This window comes from Microcystis sp., from assembly GCF_048564745.1.
GTDB classification, from domain to species: Bacteria; Cyanobacteriota; Cyanobacteriia; order Cyanobacteriales; family Microcystaceae; genus Microcystis; species Microcystis ichthyoblabe_A.
Map to the genome: position 1 here is coordinate 1 of NZ_JBLZRT010000164.1, position 18,304 is coordinate 18,304.

Annotated in this window: 15 protein-coding genes; 6 read left to right on the plus strand and 9 right to left on the minus strand. The window is 41.2% G+C overall.

Going from position 1 to position 18,304, the window contains the following annotated elements:
• Positions 1–365 precede the first annotated feature (365 nt).
• From ACOCD9_RS17835 to ACOCD9_RS17860, 6 genes are all read right to left on the minus strand, one after another.
• Positions 366–2,054: a SulP family inorganic anion transporter gene (locus ACOCD9_RS17835; RefSeq protein WP_419548093.1), complete on the minus strand. Its 1,689-nt coding sequence runs from the start codon at positions 2,052–2,054 to the stop codon at positions 366–368.
• A gap of 128 nt (positions 2,055–2,182) precedes the next feature.
• The gene (locus ACOCD9_RS17840) at positions 2,183–2,866 is read right to left on the minus strand and encodes a Mo-dependent nitrogenase C-terminal domain-containing protein (protein ID WP_419548094.1); all 684 of its coding nucleotides are present in this window, start codon (positions 2,864–2,866) and stop codon (positions 2,183–2,185) included.
• A gap of 247 nt (positions 2,867–3,113) precedes the next feature.
• On the minus strand, positions 3,114–4,499 hold the full coding sequence (locus tag ACOCD9_RS17845) for a UDP-glucose dehydrogenase family protein (protein ID WP_287699718.1): 1,386 nt from the start codon (positions 4,497–4,499) through the stop codon (positions 3,114–3,116).
• A 45-nt stretch (positions 4,500–4,544) separates the two neighbouring features.
• Positions 4,545–5,471, minus strand: coding sequence for a UDP-glucuronic acid decarboxylase family protein (locus ACOCD9_RS17850; protein ID WP_419548095.1), 927 nt, complete (start codon positions 5,469–5,471; stop codon positions 4,545–4,547).
• 176 nt (positions 5,472–5,647) lie between these two features.
• Entirely contained in the window at positions 5,648–6,076 is a 429-nt protein-coding gene (locus tag ACOCD9_RS17855; protein WP_002781451.1) for a type II toxin-antitoxin system VapC family toxin, read from the minus strand.
• The gene (locus ACOCD9_RS17860; protein WP_002746188.1) at positions 6,073–6,309 is read right to left on the minus strand and encodes a hypothetical protein; all 237 of its coding nucleotides are present in this window, start codon (positions 6,307–6,309) and stop codon (positions 6,073–6,075) included. Before ACOCD9_RS17860 ends, ACOCD9_RS17855 begins: the two co-directional genes overlap by 4 nt.
• A gap of 337 nt (positions 6,310–6,646) precedes the next feature.
• On the opposite strand from ACOCD9_RS17860, the gene polA reads away from it, so the two are divergent.
• Genes polA through ACOCD9_RS17875 form a run of 3 tightly spaced genes read left to right on the plus strand, consistent with a single transcriptional unit; the run spans position 6,647 to position 10,052 of the window.
• On the plus strand, positions 6,647–9,517 hold the full coding sequence (gene polA, locus ACOCD9_RS17865; protein WP_419548096.1) for a DNA polymerase I: 2,871 nt from the start codon (positions 6,647–6,649) through the stop codon (positions 9,515–9,517).
• Positions 9,518–9,521: 4 nt separating this feature from the next.
• The gene (locus ACOCD9_RS17870) at positions 9,522–9,767 is read left to right on the plus strand and encodes a hypothetical protein (RefSeq protein WP_002736270.1); all 246 of its coding nucleotides are present in this window, start codon (positions 9,522–9,524) and stop codon (positions 9,765–9,767) included.
• Positions 9,768–9,803: 36 nt separating this feature from the next.
• On the plus strand, positions 9,804–10,052 hold the full coding sequence (locus tag ACOCD9_RS17875) for a heavy-metal-associated domain-containing protein (RefSeq protein ID WP_008206496.1): 249 nt from the start codon (positions 9,804–9,806) through the stop codon (positions 10,050–10,052).
• 284 nt (positions 10,053–10,336) lie between these two features.
• Here the strand turns inward: ACOCD9_RS17875 and ACOCD9_RS17880 are convergent, their stop codons facing one another.
• From ACOCD9_RS17880 to ACOCD9_RS17890, 3 genes are all read right to left on the minus strand, one after another.
• Positions 10,337–10,627 carry a nucleotidyltransferase family protein gene (locus tag ACOCD9_RS17880; RefSeq protein ID WP_016517134.1) on the minus strand — a complete coding sequence of 97 codons (291 nt, stop codon included), beginning with the start codon at positions 10,625–10,627 and terminating at the stop codon, positions 10,337–10,339.
• Positions 10,628–10,928: 301 nt separating this feature from the next.
• On the minus strand, positions 10,929–11,624 hold the full coding sequence (locus tag ACOCD9_RS17885; protein WP_287699722.1) for a hypothetical protein: 696 nt from the start codon (positions 11,622–11,624) through the stop codon (positions 10,929–10,931).
• A gap of 4 nt (positions 11,625–11,628) precedes the next feature.
• Entirely contained in the window at positions 11,629–14,937 is a 3,309-nt protein-coding gene (locus tag ACOCD9_RS17890; RefSeq protein ID WP_419548097.1) for an HsdM family class I SAM-dependent methyltransferase, read from the minus strand.
• Positions 14,938–15,298: 361 nt separating this feature from the next.
• Here ACOCD9_RS17890 and petC point away from each other — a divergent pair, with 361 nt between their 5' ends.
• From petC to ACOCD9_RS17905, 3 genes are all read left to right on the plus strand, one after another.
• A complete protein-coding gene (gene petC / locus ACOCD9_RS17895) occupies positions 15,299–15,838 on the plus strand; it encodes a cytochrome b6-f complex iron-sulfur subunit (protein ID WP_002781457.1) in 540 nt (179 codons plus the stop codon).
• 43 nt (positions 15,839–15,881) lie between these two features.
• The gene (gene petA, locus ACOCD9_RS17900; RefSeq protein ID WP_002754684.1) at positions 15,882–16,868 is read left to right on the plus strand and encodes a cytochrome f; all 987 of its coding nucleotides are present in this window, start codon (positions 15,882–15,884) and stop codon (positions 16,866–16,868) included.
• A gap of 126 nt (positions 16,869–16,994) precedes the next feature.
• Positions 16,995–18,056, plus strand: coding sequence for a mannose-1-phosphate guanylyltransferase (locus tag ACOCD9_RS17905; RefSeq protein ID WP_419548098.1), 1,062 nt, complete (start codon positions 16,995–16,997; stop codon positions 18,054–18,056).
• Positions 18,057–18,304: the final 248 nt, after the last annotated feature.

Below are 18,304 nucleotides of genomic sequence, written 5' to 3' on the forward strand. Positions count from 1 at the left end.
CCGTAGATTTTTTATCCGAATGCTTCGCCCCTACAGGACGCGGGCCGATGAAGACGCAAGGTTTTGAAGCACGATTCTCTCAAAATCTTGCACCTGTTTCGCGAGAAAAGCCACAAAACCCTTACCTTGCCTACATTTCACCTTTATTCAGCAGACCCTAAATAGGTTAGGGAAGTGGCTTTCGATTAATAATACTAAAATGAACAATAATCTAAAATCAAGCCGATAATGACTAAATGCAACCGACGGAAGCCCAACTTAGACAACTCTATCAGCTAATTTCAATAAAGTCCGAAAACTATGCACGGGTAGGTTCTTTATGGGAGGGGAGGTCGGCGACGACCTTCTCGACCCCTAACTATCAGTTAACGATTTTTAAAAGCTTCGATCGCCGCCGGCAAAGTATAGTAAATCCTCTCCTCGCTAATTTTATCTAACAAGCGGGAAAGTTGCAATTCTAAGTACAGATCGTGTTTAACCCTAGCGAGAGCGAAAACTATACCCCGTCTTGATAATTCTGCCGCTAATTCCTCAAGAATCTCTACGGCTGTACTATCCAATTCCCCAAGGGCCTCCGTATTCAAGACAAACCATTCTACTGGTTTTGTCTCCCGGGCAATGGCACTGAGAGCGCGACGTTTAAAGTCGGCCGCATTAGCAAAAAATAAGGGGGCATCGTAACGATAGATAACTAACCCTGGTATTGTTTGCGCTTCTGGCCAATCCTGGAGTGCGTGTAAACCCATCACCCCCGGGACTGTACCCAAGACCGCATCATCAGGCCGAGTAATGCGGGCCAATAAATCGATAACCGAGAGACCGATGGCGATGGCAACCCCGCTTAAAATCCCCGTGGTTAGCACCCCCACCATGGTCAGGACAGCGAGATTAAACTCACTATTGCGAAAGCTTTTTAGTCGTTTAGCACCGGCAATATCCACCAGTTTACAGGCCGCATAAATCACCAGCGCACCCAAAGCAGCCTTGGGAAAGAGTGCCAGTATCGGACCGAGGAAGAAAATGACCGCCACCACCACCCCTGCCACCACCAGGGAGTAAAGCTGACTTTTACTGCCCACGGAATCGCCCACCGCGGTGCGACTGGCGCTGCTGCTGATGGGAAATCCCTGACAAAAACCCGCCGCCAGATTCCCCAGTCCTAGGGCTAAAAATTCTTGATTGGCATCGATTTCTTGGTTATGACGTGCGGCGAAGGCTCTGGCGGTCAAGACGTTATCGGAATAGCCCACCAGGGCAATGCCGACGGCCGCGGTTACTAGGGGTAGTAATTGGGAAAAATCTAGGGTTGGTAAGCCAAAATTGGGCAAAGTCTTGCTAATTTTCCCCACTACTGCCACCCCCTCTCCATCAAGATGGAAGGTGGCGACGGCGAGGGTTCCCAGTAAAACCGCCAGCAAGGGCCCCGGTGCTTTGGGAAAATATTTTTGGATGACAAATAGAAATAGTAACAGCAATAGAGCTAGGCTAAGGGTTGGCCAGTGCCATTGGTTTATTCCCCAGAAAAAAGCGAAAATTTCTTTAAAAACCGTATTTTCACGGATTGACAAACCACTAATTTTACCCAGTTGTCCCGCAATCATGATCACTGCCACTCCCGCCATATAACCGATTAGGATCGGTTTGGAGAGTAAATTAGCTAGAAATCCCAAGCGGGCGATGTAAGCGACAAAACAGATTAAACCGACCATTAGGGCTAAAAAAGCCGCTAAACTGCCGTAATTTTCCCCTTGAAGGCTCACCAGAGGTGCGATCGCTGCCGCCGTCATCACTGCTGTGGTCGATTCTGGTCCGAGGGATAGTTGCGATGAGGAGCCGAAAAGGGCGTAAACTAGGGCGGCTGGCACGAGAGTCCACAATCCCACCACGGGCTCGACCCCGGCCAGGTCGCCGTAAGCCATACACTGGGGAATAGCGTAGGCCGCCACGGTGACACCAGCGAGTATATCTCGGCCTAGCCACTGCCATTGATAGGAGCGCAGGTTTTTTAGCCCGGGTAAATCAGGAAAATCGACTCGTCGGGAGTTTTTACTCATAGTTTCTCTCTTAAAGGCGACTTCACCTAATTTTAACGGAAGAATTAGCTAGGAAAAGCCTTGAGGCTGAGATATTTTTTGTCAGCAGCATATTTATACCGTGTTAACCGCAATTTTAGTTAAATTGGCTAAATATACTCGGAAATATCCTCTTGACAATCATCGGCTAAGTATGATAAAGCCCGGAAGCGTAAACCGACTAATTGCTCGTAGAGAGGATTTAACTTGCACAGAGGCGGAATATGGACTAATTTATGACCAAACAGCACGATATCGCGTTCAAAAGGACATTGAGGCGGCACCATTTTGCAGATAAACCGGGCCAAGCGCGGATCGTGCATTTCCACCCCATCTAACCAATCTTTGAGGGGATGCAGCAGATCCGGGTGGGGATGTTCGGCACTGATAAACTCGGATTTCTGCGCTTCCGTGGTAATTTCGGGAATTTCACAGATAGTATGTTCTAAAGCTGACAGGGCCTCGATTTCTAACCCGAAAGCATCCCGATAACTACGCAGTAATTGCGCTTCTGCGGGGGAATAAATGCCATCGGCGATCGCTACCATAACCGCCGTGCGGAGGAAGTTTTCTGATATTTTCGGGTCATGACCGAAACTTGCGGCCAATTCTTCGGGACTAATCGATTGATAGAGAACGTGGTCGTCATCTAATTCTAATTCGTGAGCGAAACGGGCGATCGATTCCTGTTCGCTGGTGCTATAATCCCCATCACACCAGGCAATTGTCAGTAATCCCCGTAACCAGTCCCTAACTTGTTCGTTAGTGTAGCGGTATTGAACAGAGCTAACCATAGGTATGTATTGCTAAAACTGATTTCTAGTTTCTCAATTTAATTCTACCCATCGCTCCTGGATTCTAGTGGCTCCTGTTCATATCATTTAACTATAGCCAATAACCCCATGGTCAGCTAGGAAGTTTTCGTTTTTCAGGCGGCATAATCGGGCAATTTTCGCCCCTAGGAGCAGGGGTAAGGGTTGGTGCTTCTTGTCCCTTCCCCAACCGCATCAGTCCTGCTGAAAAGGCGGATTGGTTACTCGATTAACGTCCAATCCCCAGGTAACGGAAACCAGCTGCTGTCACCACCGCAGGATCGAGGAAATTGCGACCATCAATTAACACGGGTTCGCGCATGGTTTTAACCATTTTCCCGTAGTCGAGACGGAGGAATTCTTGCCATTCCGTCACCACCACCAAAGCGTCACAACCATCGGCTAATCTTTCCGGATCCGATTCGATAATCACACCGCTTAAACCGTGACTTAAACCACTTTGGGAAACGATCGGATCATAGGCTTTTACCTTAGCACCTAAACGATTTAACTGTTCGATCATGGTTAAAGCCGGAGCATCGCGCATATCATCGGTATCGGGTTTAAAAGTTAATCCCAACAAACCGACGGTTTTACCCTTGAGGATTTTTAATTCCTGTTGCAGTTTTTCGATCGCGATTGTCCGTTGACGTTTGTTAACATTGATAGCGGCGTTAAGTAATTCCGTTTCGTAACCGTAGTCTTCTGCGGTATGTACCAAAGCCGACACATCTTTGGGGAAACAGGAACCCCCCCAACCGATCCCGGCCGAGAGAAACTTGCTGCCGATACGGGAATCTAAACCGATACCTTTAGCCACTTGGGTGACATCGGCCCCCACGCGATCGCATATGTTAGCTACTTCGTTAATAAAGCTAATTTTGGTGGCTAGGAAGGCATTAGCAGCGTATTTAATCATTTCCGCCGAACTGAGATCCGTAACCACTACGGGAACGGGAGGCAAGGAGGGATCATCAGCAAATTGGCGTTTAACCAAAGGCGCGTACAATTCCTTCATCATTTCGATGGCTTTCGGGTTGTTACTGCCTAAAACAATACGATCAGGGTTAAAAGTATCATAAACTGCCGAACCTTCGCGTAAAAATTCGGGATTGCTGACCACATCGAAATCCGCTTCGATGCGTTCTAGTGTACTAATACCGCCACCAGCGGCCACGAGATTTTTTTGTCTCTCGGCCACGCCATCGAGGACGATCATCCGTACCCAATCCCCAGAACCGATGGGAACGGTAGATTTATTGACGATTACTTTATAACCACCGTTGAGATGGGCCCCAATACCCCGGGCCACCGCTTCCACATAACGGGTGTCACTTTCCCCCGTTGGTAGTGCAGGAGTACCAACAGCGATAAAGAGGATTTCGCCGTGTTTAACTCCCGCTTCTAGATCCGTGGAGAATTCCAGATTGCCGGAGGCTGCCGAAGACTGCATTAATTCCGATAACCCCGGTTCATAGATGGGGGATTGTCCCGATTTCATCAATTTGACTTTTTCTTCATTGTTATCAATACAGATAACATGATGGCCGATATGTGCTAGACAAACCCCAGTGACTAAACCCACATAACCCGTTCCGATAACACAAACACGCATGATAATCACTCCAGTGACAATTAAGTTAAATTTATTGATTAGGGATTAGCTTAGACGAGAACGGAAATCCTCGATCGTCATTTTTAAACCCTGATTTAGAGGAATAGTGGGACTCCAATCTAGATAGGTTTTAGCACGAGTGATATCTGGTTGTCGCTGCTTAGGATCATCTTCTGGCAGTGGTTTATAGACCAATTCGGTATCGGGATTAATCATGCCTTGGATGACTTGCGCTAATTCCAGAATTGTGTATTCATCGGGATTGCCGAGATTAATCGGCCCGATAAAGTCCCCATTCATCAAACGGATTAACCCTTCCACCAGGTCAGACACATAGCAAAAACTGCGGGTTTGGGAACCTTCACCATAAACCGTCAGGGGTTCACCGCGCAAAGCTTGCACGACGAAATTACTCACCACTCGACCATCGTTTTCCAACATTCGCGGGCCGTAGGTGTTAAAAATCCGAGCCACCCGGATATCGACTTTATGCTCCCGATAATACTCAAAAGCCAGGGTTTCCGCCACCCGTTTACCCTCGTCATAACAGGAACGCGGCCCGATGCAGTTGACATTGCCTCGATATTCTTCCGCTTGCGGATGCACATCGGGATCGCCATAGACTTCCGAGGTAGAAGCGAGCAAAAATCGCGCTTTTACCCTTTTAGCCAGGCCCAGCATATACATGGTCCCTAAAACATTGGTTTTAATCGTTTTGACGGGGTTATATTGATAGTGGATCGGGGAAGCAGGACAGGCCAGGTGATAAATCTGATCCACCTCTAAACGGATCGGCTCGGTGATATCGTGACGAATTAGCTCAAAATAAGGATTTCCTAGCCATTTAACGATATTTCGGCGCACCCCCGTGTAGAAGTTATCCAGACAGATCACTTCATGACCCTGTTCCATCAAGCGATCGATTAGATGGGAACCAATAAAACCCGCACCGCCTGTAACTAGGATTCTCATGTAATCGAAAAGTACTCATATAAAATTATTCTTAAAATACCCTTACGCTGGCTTTTTGGCAAATATTTTTTTTGAGGCGGTGTTATCAGCGATCGCCGATGCCAGGCTAATGGCTGAATAATGGCTGGGTAATCCTTAAAAAATGTAACAATTTTCGTAGTCATCCCTACAGAGTTCTATATCGTCCAATCTTGTAGGCGTAAATTAGGGATTTGAGAGAAATCACGATAATTGCGTGTTACTAAAATACTGTTTTCTGATAAACTAATCGCTGCAATTCTTAAATCTTGTGTTCCTATACGAATTTTTTGCTCCCGTAATTCTCTGAAATGATAATGAGCTTCTAAAGTATAGTTCAAAATTTTAAATTTGCTCAGATAATTAACTATATCTCTCAAACCTTGATAGCCTTTGATTAACTTTTCATATTGATTGCTTTGAGAGTATTTTCTGATCACGCTGAACCATCCTCTTACTTGTTCTTCTAAAGTAATAATTGTTATAGCCGTATCATCAGGATCGATAGACGCTACTCTCCGAACTAAGTTCGGATGTAGTTTTTGCAGTAGGGTTATATGATCGGTATCTAATATATATTGAGTCACGGTGTTTCAACTTGTTGACTGTCTTCTTGGTCAACTTTTTGACGATAGGTTTCTATACTCTCTATGACTTCATCTAAGAGGGGATTATAGGTTAGTGTAACTGGTATATTGAGGAGTGGATGCTCTTGTTGTTGTTTTTTCTGCGCTAATTTTTCAAATAATTGGTTTTGTTCTTCTAAAGAAAGTTGATCGATAGATTCTATAATCTGGCTAAGAGAAAGATGAGGAGTCATAAATTACAAGCCTTTTTGACTAGATATTGATGCTAGTGTAGCATAATTCCCTTCGCTAACAGCTTTAAAACAGAGCCTACAGTAATCGGCATTTTTCTGATAGTTCCCTAGTGGTACAAACAGGATGCCTGTAAATGACATTGATGCAATTGGTAGCACAGGCATCCGCCGCCTGTAAAGAGATAGAAAGATTTAAGGTTAGAACAAGGCCAGCATCTGTTATAGTCTAATGCAGAAGAAACTCCCTTGTCAAATTTAGGCAAATTCGGGCAAAATAGGGGATGTAAATTTTATACACTATTTAGTATTATTTTGATAGGACTAAAGAGGCTAGATTATGACCAGTGCCGAGCAAAATAAGCTATTTATCCTGATCGATGGGCATTCTTTGGCTTTTCGTGCCTATTATGCCTTTGCTAAGTCTCGTTCTGGTCCTCTGCGTACTTCTACCGGCATTCCCACCAGTGTTTGTTTTGGGTTTTTAAATTCTCTGCTGCAGTTACTAGAAACTCAAAAACCCACTTATTTAGCAGTGGCTTTTGATTTAGCAGTCCCTTCTTTTCGCCATGAAGCTGATGTCAATTATAAGGCTAATCGGCAAGAAACTCCCGAAGAATTTCGCCCCGATTTAACTAATCTGCAAAGTCTCTTAGCAGCGATGAATATTCCTATTGTGACTTCCCCCGGTTACGAAGCAGATGATGTTTTAGGAACTTTGGCAAAACAAGCCGGTGATCATGGTTATACGGTCAAGATTTTAACAGGCGATCGAGATTTATTCCAATTGGTAGATGAGGAGAAAAAAACCACGGTTCTCTATCTGGATATTAATGCGGTCAAAAGTACATCGGGACAGGGTTATACAGAATTTAATTCCCAAGCTGTCACGGAAAAGTTAGGGGTGACACCAAAACAGGTAGTAGATTTTAAAGCTCTTTGCGGTGACAAGTCTGATAATATCCCCGGGGTGCGCGGAATTGGCGAAAAAACAGCGATAGATTTATTAAAAAAATACGATAACTTAGACGATATATATACCAATCTGGAATCGATTAAGGGAATGGTAAAAACTAAATTATTAGAGGGAAAAACCGCCGCCGAAAGTTCTCGCTATTTAGCCAAAATTGCCCTTGATGCCCCCGTTAGCCTCGAAGAGGAGAAATTTCGCCTCCGAGGTTTTGATCGGCGTTTAGTTAAAGCTTTATTGGAAAGATTAGAATTAAAGAAAATTCTCCAGAAACTCGATCAAATTCAACAGCATCTAGGTGGCACTACTACCCTAGAATTAACTAGCGATGCTGATTCTAATCAATTGTCTCTGTTTGATTTACCCCCTATTTCTCCACCAGTTCTAATTGCTCCGGAAATTATTGATACTATTCCTAAGTTAGATGCTTTACTGGCAAAATTAACAACTTTTACTAATCCACATTTTCCCGTCGCTTGGGACACCGAAACCACGGATTTAAATCCTCGTGTAGCCAAATTGGTCGGGATCGGTTGCTGTTGGGGAAAAGAATTAAATGCTATGGCCTATATTCCTATCGGCCACCAGAGCGGTGATAATTTAAATCTAGAGATAGTCCTCGAAAAATTACGCCCAATTTTAGCGGGTGATAATTATCCGAAAGTCTTCCAGAATGCGAAATTTGATATTGATGTTTTTTATCATCAAGGAATTACCGTTAAAGGTCTAGTTTTTGATACTATGGTGGCTAGTTATGTCCTCCATCCCGAACTAACTCATAATCTCGAAGATTTATGCGATCGCTATTTAGACGGTATCACTTCCCTTAGTTATAAAAGTCTCGGTATTCCTACGGGAAAAACCATCGCTGATTTAGATATTAACACCACTGCTAACTACTGTGGATTAGATGCCTACGCTACCTATTTACTTCGAGAAAAATTACAGGCAGAATTAACTAAAATTCCCCCTTTGTATCAATTATTCTCTGAAATAGAATCTCCCTTAGTCATGGTGTTGTGGCAGATGGAAAATTATGGTATAAAAATTAATATCAATTATCTAAAAAACTTTTCCCAGCAACTAGAAAGAGACCTAGCAGACATAGAAAAAAATGCCTACGAATCTATCGGAGAAACTTTTAATCTTAGCTCTCCTAAACAGTTAAGTGAAATCCTCTTCGATCGATTGGCACTCAATCGCAAAAAATCCAGAAAAACTAAAACAGGTTACTCTACCGATCAAAGTGTTTTAGAGAAACTACAAGGAGATCATCCCTTAGTTGATTATATCCTTGAACATCGCACCTTATCCAAATTAAAATCCACCTATGTGGATGCTTTACCGAAATTAGCCGAACCAAAAACCGCACGAGTACATACAGATTTTAATCAAACCATCACCAGCACCGGACGCTTATCATCCTCCAATCCTAACCTACAAAATATCCCCATTCGCAGTGAATTTTCCAGACGAATTCGTCAAGCTTTTATACCCGAAGATGGTTACTTATTAGTATCAGCGGACTACTCACAAATCGAGTTAAGAATTCTCGCTCATCTCAGTCAAGAACCAGTTTTATTAGAAGCGTATCGTAGTAATCAAGATGTTCATAAAGTCACCGCTCAATTGCTCTTTGATAAAAGGGAAATTACCCCCGAAGAACGCAGTTTAGGAAAAACAATTAACTTCGGGGTTATTTATGGCATGGGAGCGCAAAAATTCGCCCGTGAATCGAAATTAACCGTAGAACAGGGCAGAAAATTTATTGAAAAATATCATCAACGTTATGCCCAAGTATTTGAGTATTTAGAGAATAGCAAAAAACAAGCGATCGCTCAGGGATATGTGGAAACAATTTTGGGCAGAAGACGTTATTTTAACTTCGATAATCCCCTCTTAAAAAGACTGCGGGGACTGTCCTTACATGACATCGATTTAGATAGCCTCAAACTCAACAACGAGGAAGCACAATTATTAAGATCGGCCGCTAATGCGCCCATTCAGGGTTCCAGTGCTGATATTATTAAAGTAGCGATGGTAAAATTGGCTGAGGTACTGCAAAATTATCGAGCGAGATTACTGCTGCAAGTCCATGATGAATTAGTCTTGGAAGTACCGAGGGAAGAATGGCCATCCCTAGAGTCAAAAATCAAGACGACTATGGAAGAAGCTGTCTCCTTGACGATCCCTCTCTTGGTAGAAATTAAAGCCGGTGACAATTGGATGGAAACCAAATAAAACTATGATCGAAAACAGACAATTTTTAACCCCAGAAGAATCCGCAGATGTGGACGCTGCCCTCTTAACTTCTCCCGAAAAATTCCTGACTCGTTTAACGATTTCTTCCCTACGCTTACTAAAAATAATCGCCGAAGATACGGGAGTAACCCTAGAAGAACTAACCCATAAACAGGTCATCCAATGGCTAGAAAAAGATAGTAAACTGCGTCGGGAACAGGGGATCGAAGCGGCAGTGCTGAAATGGTAAATAAACTCTTAAAAAATCAGCTACCCCTGACAATTTATGCTAGTTTTTAGCTATGAAGTTACTGGAGTTACAACAATGACAATTACCCTAAAAGTGCCTAGTATTGCCTGTGAAGGTTGCGCTAATACCATTACTAAAGCGATTAATAATCAGCAACCAGCAGCCCAAATATCGGTGGATGTAGCCAATAAAATCGTCACGGTAGAAACCACCGCATCCCGCGCAGAAATTGCCCAATGGATCAGCGAAGTCGGCCATACTGTTGAGTCTGGGAGTGAGGGTTGACATTCTCCCCCGTTAAAAATAAACCTCTGGTAAAAATCCAGGGTAGTTCTATTTTTGTGTTGTTCAGATTAGGTTTACTCCCAAGCTTTCTAGTTGTTGGTTTATCCAAGCGGTTGCCGTTTCTTCCTCGGTTTCTATCGCTTTTTATACTCCTATTTTAGCAATTTCTAAGAGTTGTTTGGATTTTGCTTTTAAAGCACTCTTAGAGTAAATGTGCGATCGCTTTCAAAAGTTCTGTTAATTTATTTTTCCATCAGTATAGCGCAAAATACGTCTGATAGCATTTACAATGAGGCATATATAATCTGTGCTGATTCTAAAATGTTTTTACATCTTAGCCAGTTATCACTCCGTTTGAGTGCTGCTTTCACAATTAAATCTACTTTTCGATCAAAAATTGCTTGCAGTTCATCGCGCATTTGTAGGGTTTCGGTTAAACCTCGTTTAGCAGTTGGGGAAAAGGTAATTAAAATATCAATATCGCTATCTGAACGGAAATCTTCGCGTAAAACTGAACCAAATAATGCCAATTCGGTGACTTGCCACTTTTGACAAAATCCTTTAATTTGTTCCATTGGTAGATTTATTTTTGTGTTCATCAGATTAGGTTTACTCCCAAGCTTTCTAGTTGTTGGTTTATCCAAGCGGTTGCCGTTTCTTCATCGGTTTCTATCGCTTTTTCTACTCCTATTTTAGCAATTTCTAAGAGTTGACTTAAAAGGTAGATTGATGATTTTAATGAGTCAGAATCAGTGAGAATTAGCCGTTTATGATGCTGAGGATGCGTTTTTAAGGGTCAATCGTCTAGGGTTGTCCTTATTTCGGTTTTGGGGTGATGAGATTCATGAGCGTTTAATGGAGAATTTGAATAAATTTTTATGATGAGGTATCGTCATTGTTATCAGTTTTTTTACTTCGTAAATCTACCCATAGATGTCTTAAATTAAATGGACTAGGTGGCACATCAGGACGTTCTAGTTGATGGTCAAGACGACTCACATCATTTTGCCATCCTTCCGGCGATAAAGTTAAATCTATAATGGTTAGTTGTGAACAATGCTTATTAACTTTATTTAAAATTTCTTTTAATTCCATATTTTGAATATAACCAATCATTGCTCCCGAACTGACGGATTTTCCATAACCCCATTCAGCTAAAATAAATCTTTGTATGCCTTTTAAAACATAATCTTTTTGAAATTTTGACGGAGGAGAACCTAATCGTTTAGCTTCTAAAGTATAGTACCTAGACATCCTCTCAGGATTTATCTCATGTGAATCCCGCATTTCCCACTGAAAATCAGGTTTTTTGTCTTCTCGTCTAGATCGACTTGCATCATCACTAACAGGCTGATTTTGACCTTGATATATGGGAGAACAGGAAAGCCCTTGTTTATCATTCTGACAATTTAGCCTACGAACTAACATAAAAAGCTGACGACTTAAATCATCTTCTTTATACGGCAAATCTGTGCTTTCTTGAAGTAATTTCAAAGCACGACTAAAAAGCTCCAAAACTCTCTTTTCATGATTACCCCATATATCTTTTTCTAATAAACTTGGTTTTGCCATAAGTTTAGAGCCTTTCTTGAGATTCTTGTAAGTTAATAATTTGAAGCATTGTTGCCTCCGCATCCTCACGCGCCATGCTACGAGTCCAGAATCTTCGTTCATTACGCTTAATAATAATGATTTCTGTATCAGAAACCGAACGAACTAAACCATCAAGATAAATTTGATGGCTATTATAGGGAACTAATAAACCGTTTTCTTGTCTTGCTAATTGATCAATAATTTCTATCCATTGTTTTTGCTCTGATTGGGAGACAGGTTGAGGTTTTTCTCCATACTCTTGTGTAGAGAAAATAACGGCTAACATAGGATTTTCTAACCCCTGAAATTGAGGACGAATAATCTGCCAACTGAATTCACCATCAGGTTCTAATTCTCGATTCCAAATATCTAAAAAGGCTTGTAAATAACCTTCTAATTCTTTTTGAGTTTGACGGTTTTTATTAATATCGTTGAGAAGTCCTTGATTTTGTTGAGGATAGCTTTCAACAGGTTTTACTGCTTTACTGTTGATATGATTATAGTAAAACTCTATCCCTACATCACACATATCACGAATGAGATCCCGTTCAGCAATGGTGAGATCATAGACATCAAATATTGCCTCATCTAATTGATATTCTAATTCAGTGAGTTGTGCTTCTATTTTTTCTGGAGTTTTTCCTTCAGGATGTTCAATACTATACTTTATAGGATTACAATTCTGTAATTGCTCAACAATATCGATAACTTTTTCCCGAATACCTTGATCCTTTGGAAAAATAATCGGCAAACTTAAATATTCATCCTTATAAATTCCATCATGCCATATTCCCCATTTGCTAGAAGTCAGAAAAAAGTAATAACGAGATAATGAAGACCATAAAGTTCCTAATATAATTTTATATTTCCATTCTTCAGCATCATGTAACTTGATACAATTTACTGAATTTGTAAAACTGAAGTTTTCTGATTCTAATCGAGCAATAATTTCTCCTTTTTTTCTAGATGCTTGACTAATGCCATGTTTAATCAATAATCTTTCACCATAGAATAAAGATTCATTCGCTATACGATGCACTTTTTTGGGAGATGATGTAAACCAGTCTTTTTGAATAGAAGAATAACGTTGAAATTTGGGAATCGGTAGATTTTGATATTCAGATAGCCATTGTGGTGCTGAATAAGCACTTCCAGTTGTAAACCCTTGACCACTATTGTTAGGATCATGTAATTCTTTTAATGCTGGAGCTAAAGTTATACCTTGAATTAAACCAGCATCTTGATGATTTCCCCAATAATAAATTTTCCATAAAGAATCATTATAAAATAGTTCACTTTGTCTGATACCACGACGATCCATAACACTCAAAATAACAGCTTGCACATTTTTAATCATAGCTGTTTTTTTAGCAGACCAATAAGTGACAACTTGATCTTTTAAGGTTAACTCTGTCTGATTGACTTTCTGAAAAATAATTGAAGCAAAAGGAGAAATTGAGGCACTAGATTGGTTTTTATTACCAGATTTAAAGAAAATATCACGAACATGAGCAAAATTGACAACTTCTTTTAATAAGACACTGTTTAACCATTTTTGTCTAAATTCTTTGCTTTTATCATGGGTCTTAAATAAAATACCTGTTGATACCACTAATGCTGACCATCCATTATCTTTTAAAAAATCAAATACTCTCCAGATAAACGCTTGAGAACGTTCTTTATCTCCGACTGGATAATCACGTTCTTGACACCATTGTAAAGCGATATTTAAGTCTTTTGTGCCTTTTTTATCCTTCGTTTTAGGAGATCCCCAAGGAGGATTACCGACAACAACATCAGCACATTGACTACTAAAATTTCTAGATAATATCACATCCTCTGAGTTAGAAAATTCTTGAAAAGCATTATCGCAGACTAAATTATTAAAGTGATTATCCTCAGATAACCCATTCGCTTGATAAATTAAAAAGGGTAATTTTTCACCTCGTTTAATTTGTGATAAAATGTTTCGAGGCTCTTGATAATTTAATAAAGCAAGATATAGACTAAATGCAGTAATTCTGATAGCTTCTGAATTAATTTCTATCCCAGCTATCTGATTTTTTAAGATTTCTCTTAACTCTTGCCAACTTAATCGCTGTCCCTGATTTTGATAGACTCGATGTCTCACAATTCTCCGAAATGCTTCCACTAAAAAGATTCCTGAACCACAACAAGGATCAAGAATACGGGGATGAGTTGTCAAACAATCTGACGTTAAAACTTTAGACAAGACAAATTCTACTAATGAACTCGGTGTATAATGCGTCCCATTATCAATATTTTCTGTATTTGACTCATGATAAAATTCTTCATAAATACTACTAATTAAAGAAATAGGAATTATATCAAATTTATAGGCCCAGAAAAATAATTTTTTTTGTTGATCAATATTTCCCTGTAAAAATTCTTGTAAGAGAGATAAATGCTGTTGCTCAACAGATTCCGCTTCTTGTTCATCAGAAGGGAACATATCTCCGTTAAAATCTTGACTCAACCGATTAAATAAAGCATAGGTAAAACTTTTATCACTTAATATTTTGATATAATGTTGTTTAGCTTCAATTTCCATATTTAACTGATCGTCAGGAGCATTAAGTAAGGCTTTCCATGTTGCATTGTTTTGTGCTATTGCTTCAAAATACTCTTGAGTTAAAATTCCTCTATCTTCCAAATAGCGAATAAAAATTGATCTACCAATTAAAGCATGAGCATATTTACGTTTATTTTCGCTTAATCCTTCACGAATTAAGGCTAAACGAACTGTTTTTAAATCTTTGATCAGTGATTGATCAGCACGTTGATTAGATGTTTCAAAACGCTCATCCTCAAAAAGCTTCCCTGATTCAATTTGTTCCCGTCTGTATTGATAAAGTTTTGAAGTTACTTCAAGTATGTTTTGGGCAACTTCTAACGGTCTATTATTTTCCTTCCAATCTTCTATACTTCTAGCAGGTGGTTTGGTTAGATCGTAAATAGCTAGTTCACCTTCTTTCGCTAAAAATAGGTAACTTGGTCTAGCCATACACCATATTTTATTAAAGATTTGCCGTACTTTTTCATCTTCTTGAGTATCGCATTTAGCAAAAATAATCACAGGATTATTATTAACAAAAAAAACTTTTTCTGCTTCAACTTGCTTGGCTAATTCTAACCAATCTCCTTTTTCTATCCACTCTTCTAAAGTTATTTCTGACAATGACACTTTTGAACTCACTAAGTCGCCTTGACTAAAATCGAGTTTATCATAAGCAGATTCTAACAATTCATAAGCAGAATTAGCTGTCATCATCTTGAGTAAATCACCGGTAATAGTTGATTGTGTTGGTTAGAGTCACATAACCTAATCTTTGGTTTTTTTGAACTATTTTTAATAGTATGACTGATAGGAAGCGTAACTGTCAAGTAAACAGACAAGCCGCCATTATGTCAATTTTTTAATAATTTGCCTCTAGCACTGAAAGCGAGCAAACAGCGATCGCATTGGGGGCAGCTTTGCTGTGGCAATTGTCCGTGACTCAATATCTGTAATAATCTAATACAGCCCTTGTAAACCTTCTTTAAGCTCTGGGTTTTCGTCTTGATCGAGATGCACAAAATCGCCCTTAGATGAGAATTAGTTTACAAAAATTTACATTTGGAGATAAGGAGCAATGAGTCAAGTTTCCGGTACAGATGTTCCCGATTTGGGTCGTCGTCAATTTATGAACCTGTTGACCTTTGGTACAATTACCGGAGTAGCAGCGGGGGCTTTGTATCCGATTGTTAAGTATTTTATTCCCCCCTCGGCCGGTGGTACGGGTGGCGGTGTCACCGCTAAAGATGCCCTAGGCAATGATGTGATTGTCAGTCAATTTCTGACCAGCCATAACGCTGGCGATCGCACATTAGCCCAAGGTTTAAAAGGCGACCCCACCTATTTAGTCGTCCAAGAGGACAAAACCCTGGCCAACTACGGAATTAACGCCGTCTGTACCCACTTAGGTTGTGTGGTGCCTTGGAATGCCAGCGAAGAAAAATTCATGTGTCCTTGCCACGGTTCCCAGTACAATGCCGAAGGAAAAGTAGTTCGCGGTCCAGCGCCTCTATCCTTAGCCCTCGCCCATGCCAACGTCACCGATAATGATAAAGTCGTCTTCTCCACTTGGACGGAAACCGACTTCCGCACCGGTGAAGAACCCTGGTGGTCCTAGATTATTCAATGTGACGAGATTTGGAATTATTCAACCGATAGAGATGAGAACATTCAACTTTTTAAGCTTCCCGCAAGTCCACAGACAGGCCCTAGTGAAAGCCGTCCTCGTGGCGATCGCTACCGTTTCCCTACTCCTAACCAGCGATGTCATTAACCCCCAATCTGCCCAAGCATATCCTTTTTGGGCGCAACAAACCGCCCCAGAAACCCCCAGAGAGGCCACAGGTCGGATTGTCTGCGCGAACTGCCATTTAGCCCAAAAACCCGCCGAAATTGAAATCCCCCACTCGGTATTACCCGATAGCGTCTTTGAAGCAGTGGTAAAAATCCCCTACGATCCCGCCAGTCAACAGGTGTTAGGCGACGGATCCAAGGGGGGTTTAAACGTCGGTGCAGTCTTAATGCTACCGGATGGTTTTAAAATCGCCCCCCCCGATCGCATTCCCGAAGAAATGCAGGAAAAACTCGGTGGAGTCTATTTCCAATCCTACAAAGAAGGTCAAGATAACGTGGTTATCGTCGGCCCCTTACCCGGGGATCAATACAAAGAAATCGTTTTCCCCGTCCTGGCCCCCGATCCTAGCCAAAATAAAGGTATTCACTTCGGTAAATATGCTGTGCATTTAGGGGCCAATCGCGGTCGCGGTCAAGTGTACCCCACCGGTGAACCGAGCAATAATAACGCTTTCAAAGCTTCTACCGCAGGTACAATTAGCCAGATCAGCAAAACCGAAGCCGGTGGTTATGAAGTCACCATCACTTCTGAAGCTGGCCCCGTGGTGGAAAATATTCCCGCAGGTCCTGAGTTAATCGTCTCGGAAGGTCAAGCCATCGAAGTGGGACAATTTTTAACCAGTAACCCCAATGTTGGCGGTTTTGGTCAAAAAGAGACGGAAGTTGTCCTACAAAATCCCGGCCGGATCAAAGGATTGGTTTTATTCCTCGGTGGCATTATGCTCTGCCAAATCCTCTTAGTTATTAAGAAAAAACAAGTGGAAACAGTACAAGCGGCCGAAATGAATTTCTAATCGCAATATTTCGGTTATTTTTGCTAGAAAGCGGGTTATTTGCCCGCTTTCTAGCTTTGAATCAGGAAAACGCTCGCTGCCGTCTGATACAATCGGTTCAACTTAACCGATAAGTGTCAATTTTTTATGAATCAGTCGCTTGTTCCAGTCATTCTCGCCGGTGGTAAAGGGGAACGTTTTTGGCCCCTCAGTCGTCTAGCGCGTCCGAAACAGTTTCTCTGTCTTGATGGTAGTGGTCGCAGTCTTTTACAAGCAACAGCCGATCGTCTATTATCTTTAGGGGCAGGTTGGGAAAATCTCTGGGTAATTACCGCTAGTGCGATCGCTGATGGTGTCCGCGAACAACTGCCCGATTTACCGGAGAGTAACCTATTAGTGGAACCGGTGGGCAAGGATACGGCCCCGGCTGTGACTTGGGCTACTTTAGAAGTGATAAAACGTTATGGTAAGGAAGTGGCGATCGGTTTTTTTCCTGCCGATCATTATATTGGTAATCAAGAGGCTTATATTAACACTTTAAAAGGGGCCGTAGAAGTGGCCGTCAGCCAAAAAGCGATCGTTACTTTAGGGATTAAACCCGATTATCCCTCCACCGGTTACGGTTATATCGAACAGGGAGAAAATCAAGGCGAATTTAATGGTTTACCCGTCTATAAAGTGAGTCGTTTTACGGAAAAACCCGATCGCACCACGGCCGAAAAATTCCTAGAAACGGGACTTTTTAGCTGGAATAGCGGAATGTTTATCTTTCAGGGACAAGTGGTTTTAGAGGAGCTAAAAACCCACGCTAATAATATTTTACAGCCTCTGATCGATCGGGGCATCGCTGCCTATGAGGATTTAGAGAAAAAAAGTATCGATTATGCTTTGATGGAAAAAACCCAACTCGCTTACGTTTTACCCGCTAATTTCGGTTGGGATGATCTGGGAGATTGGAATTCTCTGGAAAGATTACTAGAAGCAAAGGGCAAAAATATTGAACTGGCCAATCATGTCGGTTTGGATACGGAAGGCTCTATTATCTATGCTAGTGATGAGGAGGAAGTGATCGTTACTATTGGTTTAAAAGATCTGGTAATTGTTCGCGACGGGAAAGCGACTCTCGTTGTCCACAAAGATCGTACCCAAGATATTAAACAAGTTCTCAAGCAATTACAAACCGATCCCAAATTAGAGAAATTGTTATAGGATCGATATTAGTTACCAGCTTTTTCAGTAATCAGTAAACAGTAATCAGTGAAAAAACAGTAGGAAACTTCTATTTAATACTGCTAACTTAAAACTCAAATCTGATAACTGATAACTGATAACTGATAACTGATAACTGAAAGGGGTACATCTCATTTTTGTAAATCTACTAAGTTGGGATTTTTTAAGGGAAACTCTCTACTAAAATCGGGCGTTACTTTCGGTTTTATCACTCAATCCAAGCTTTT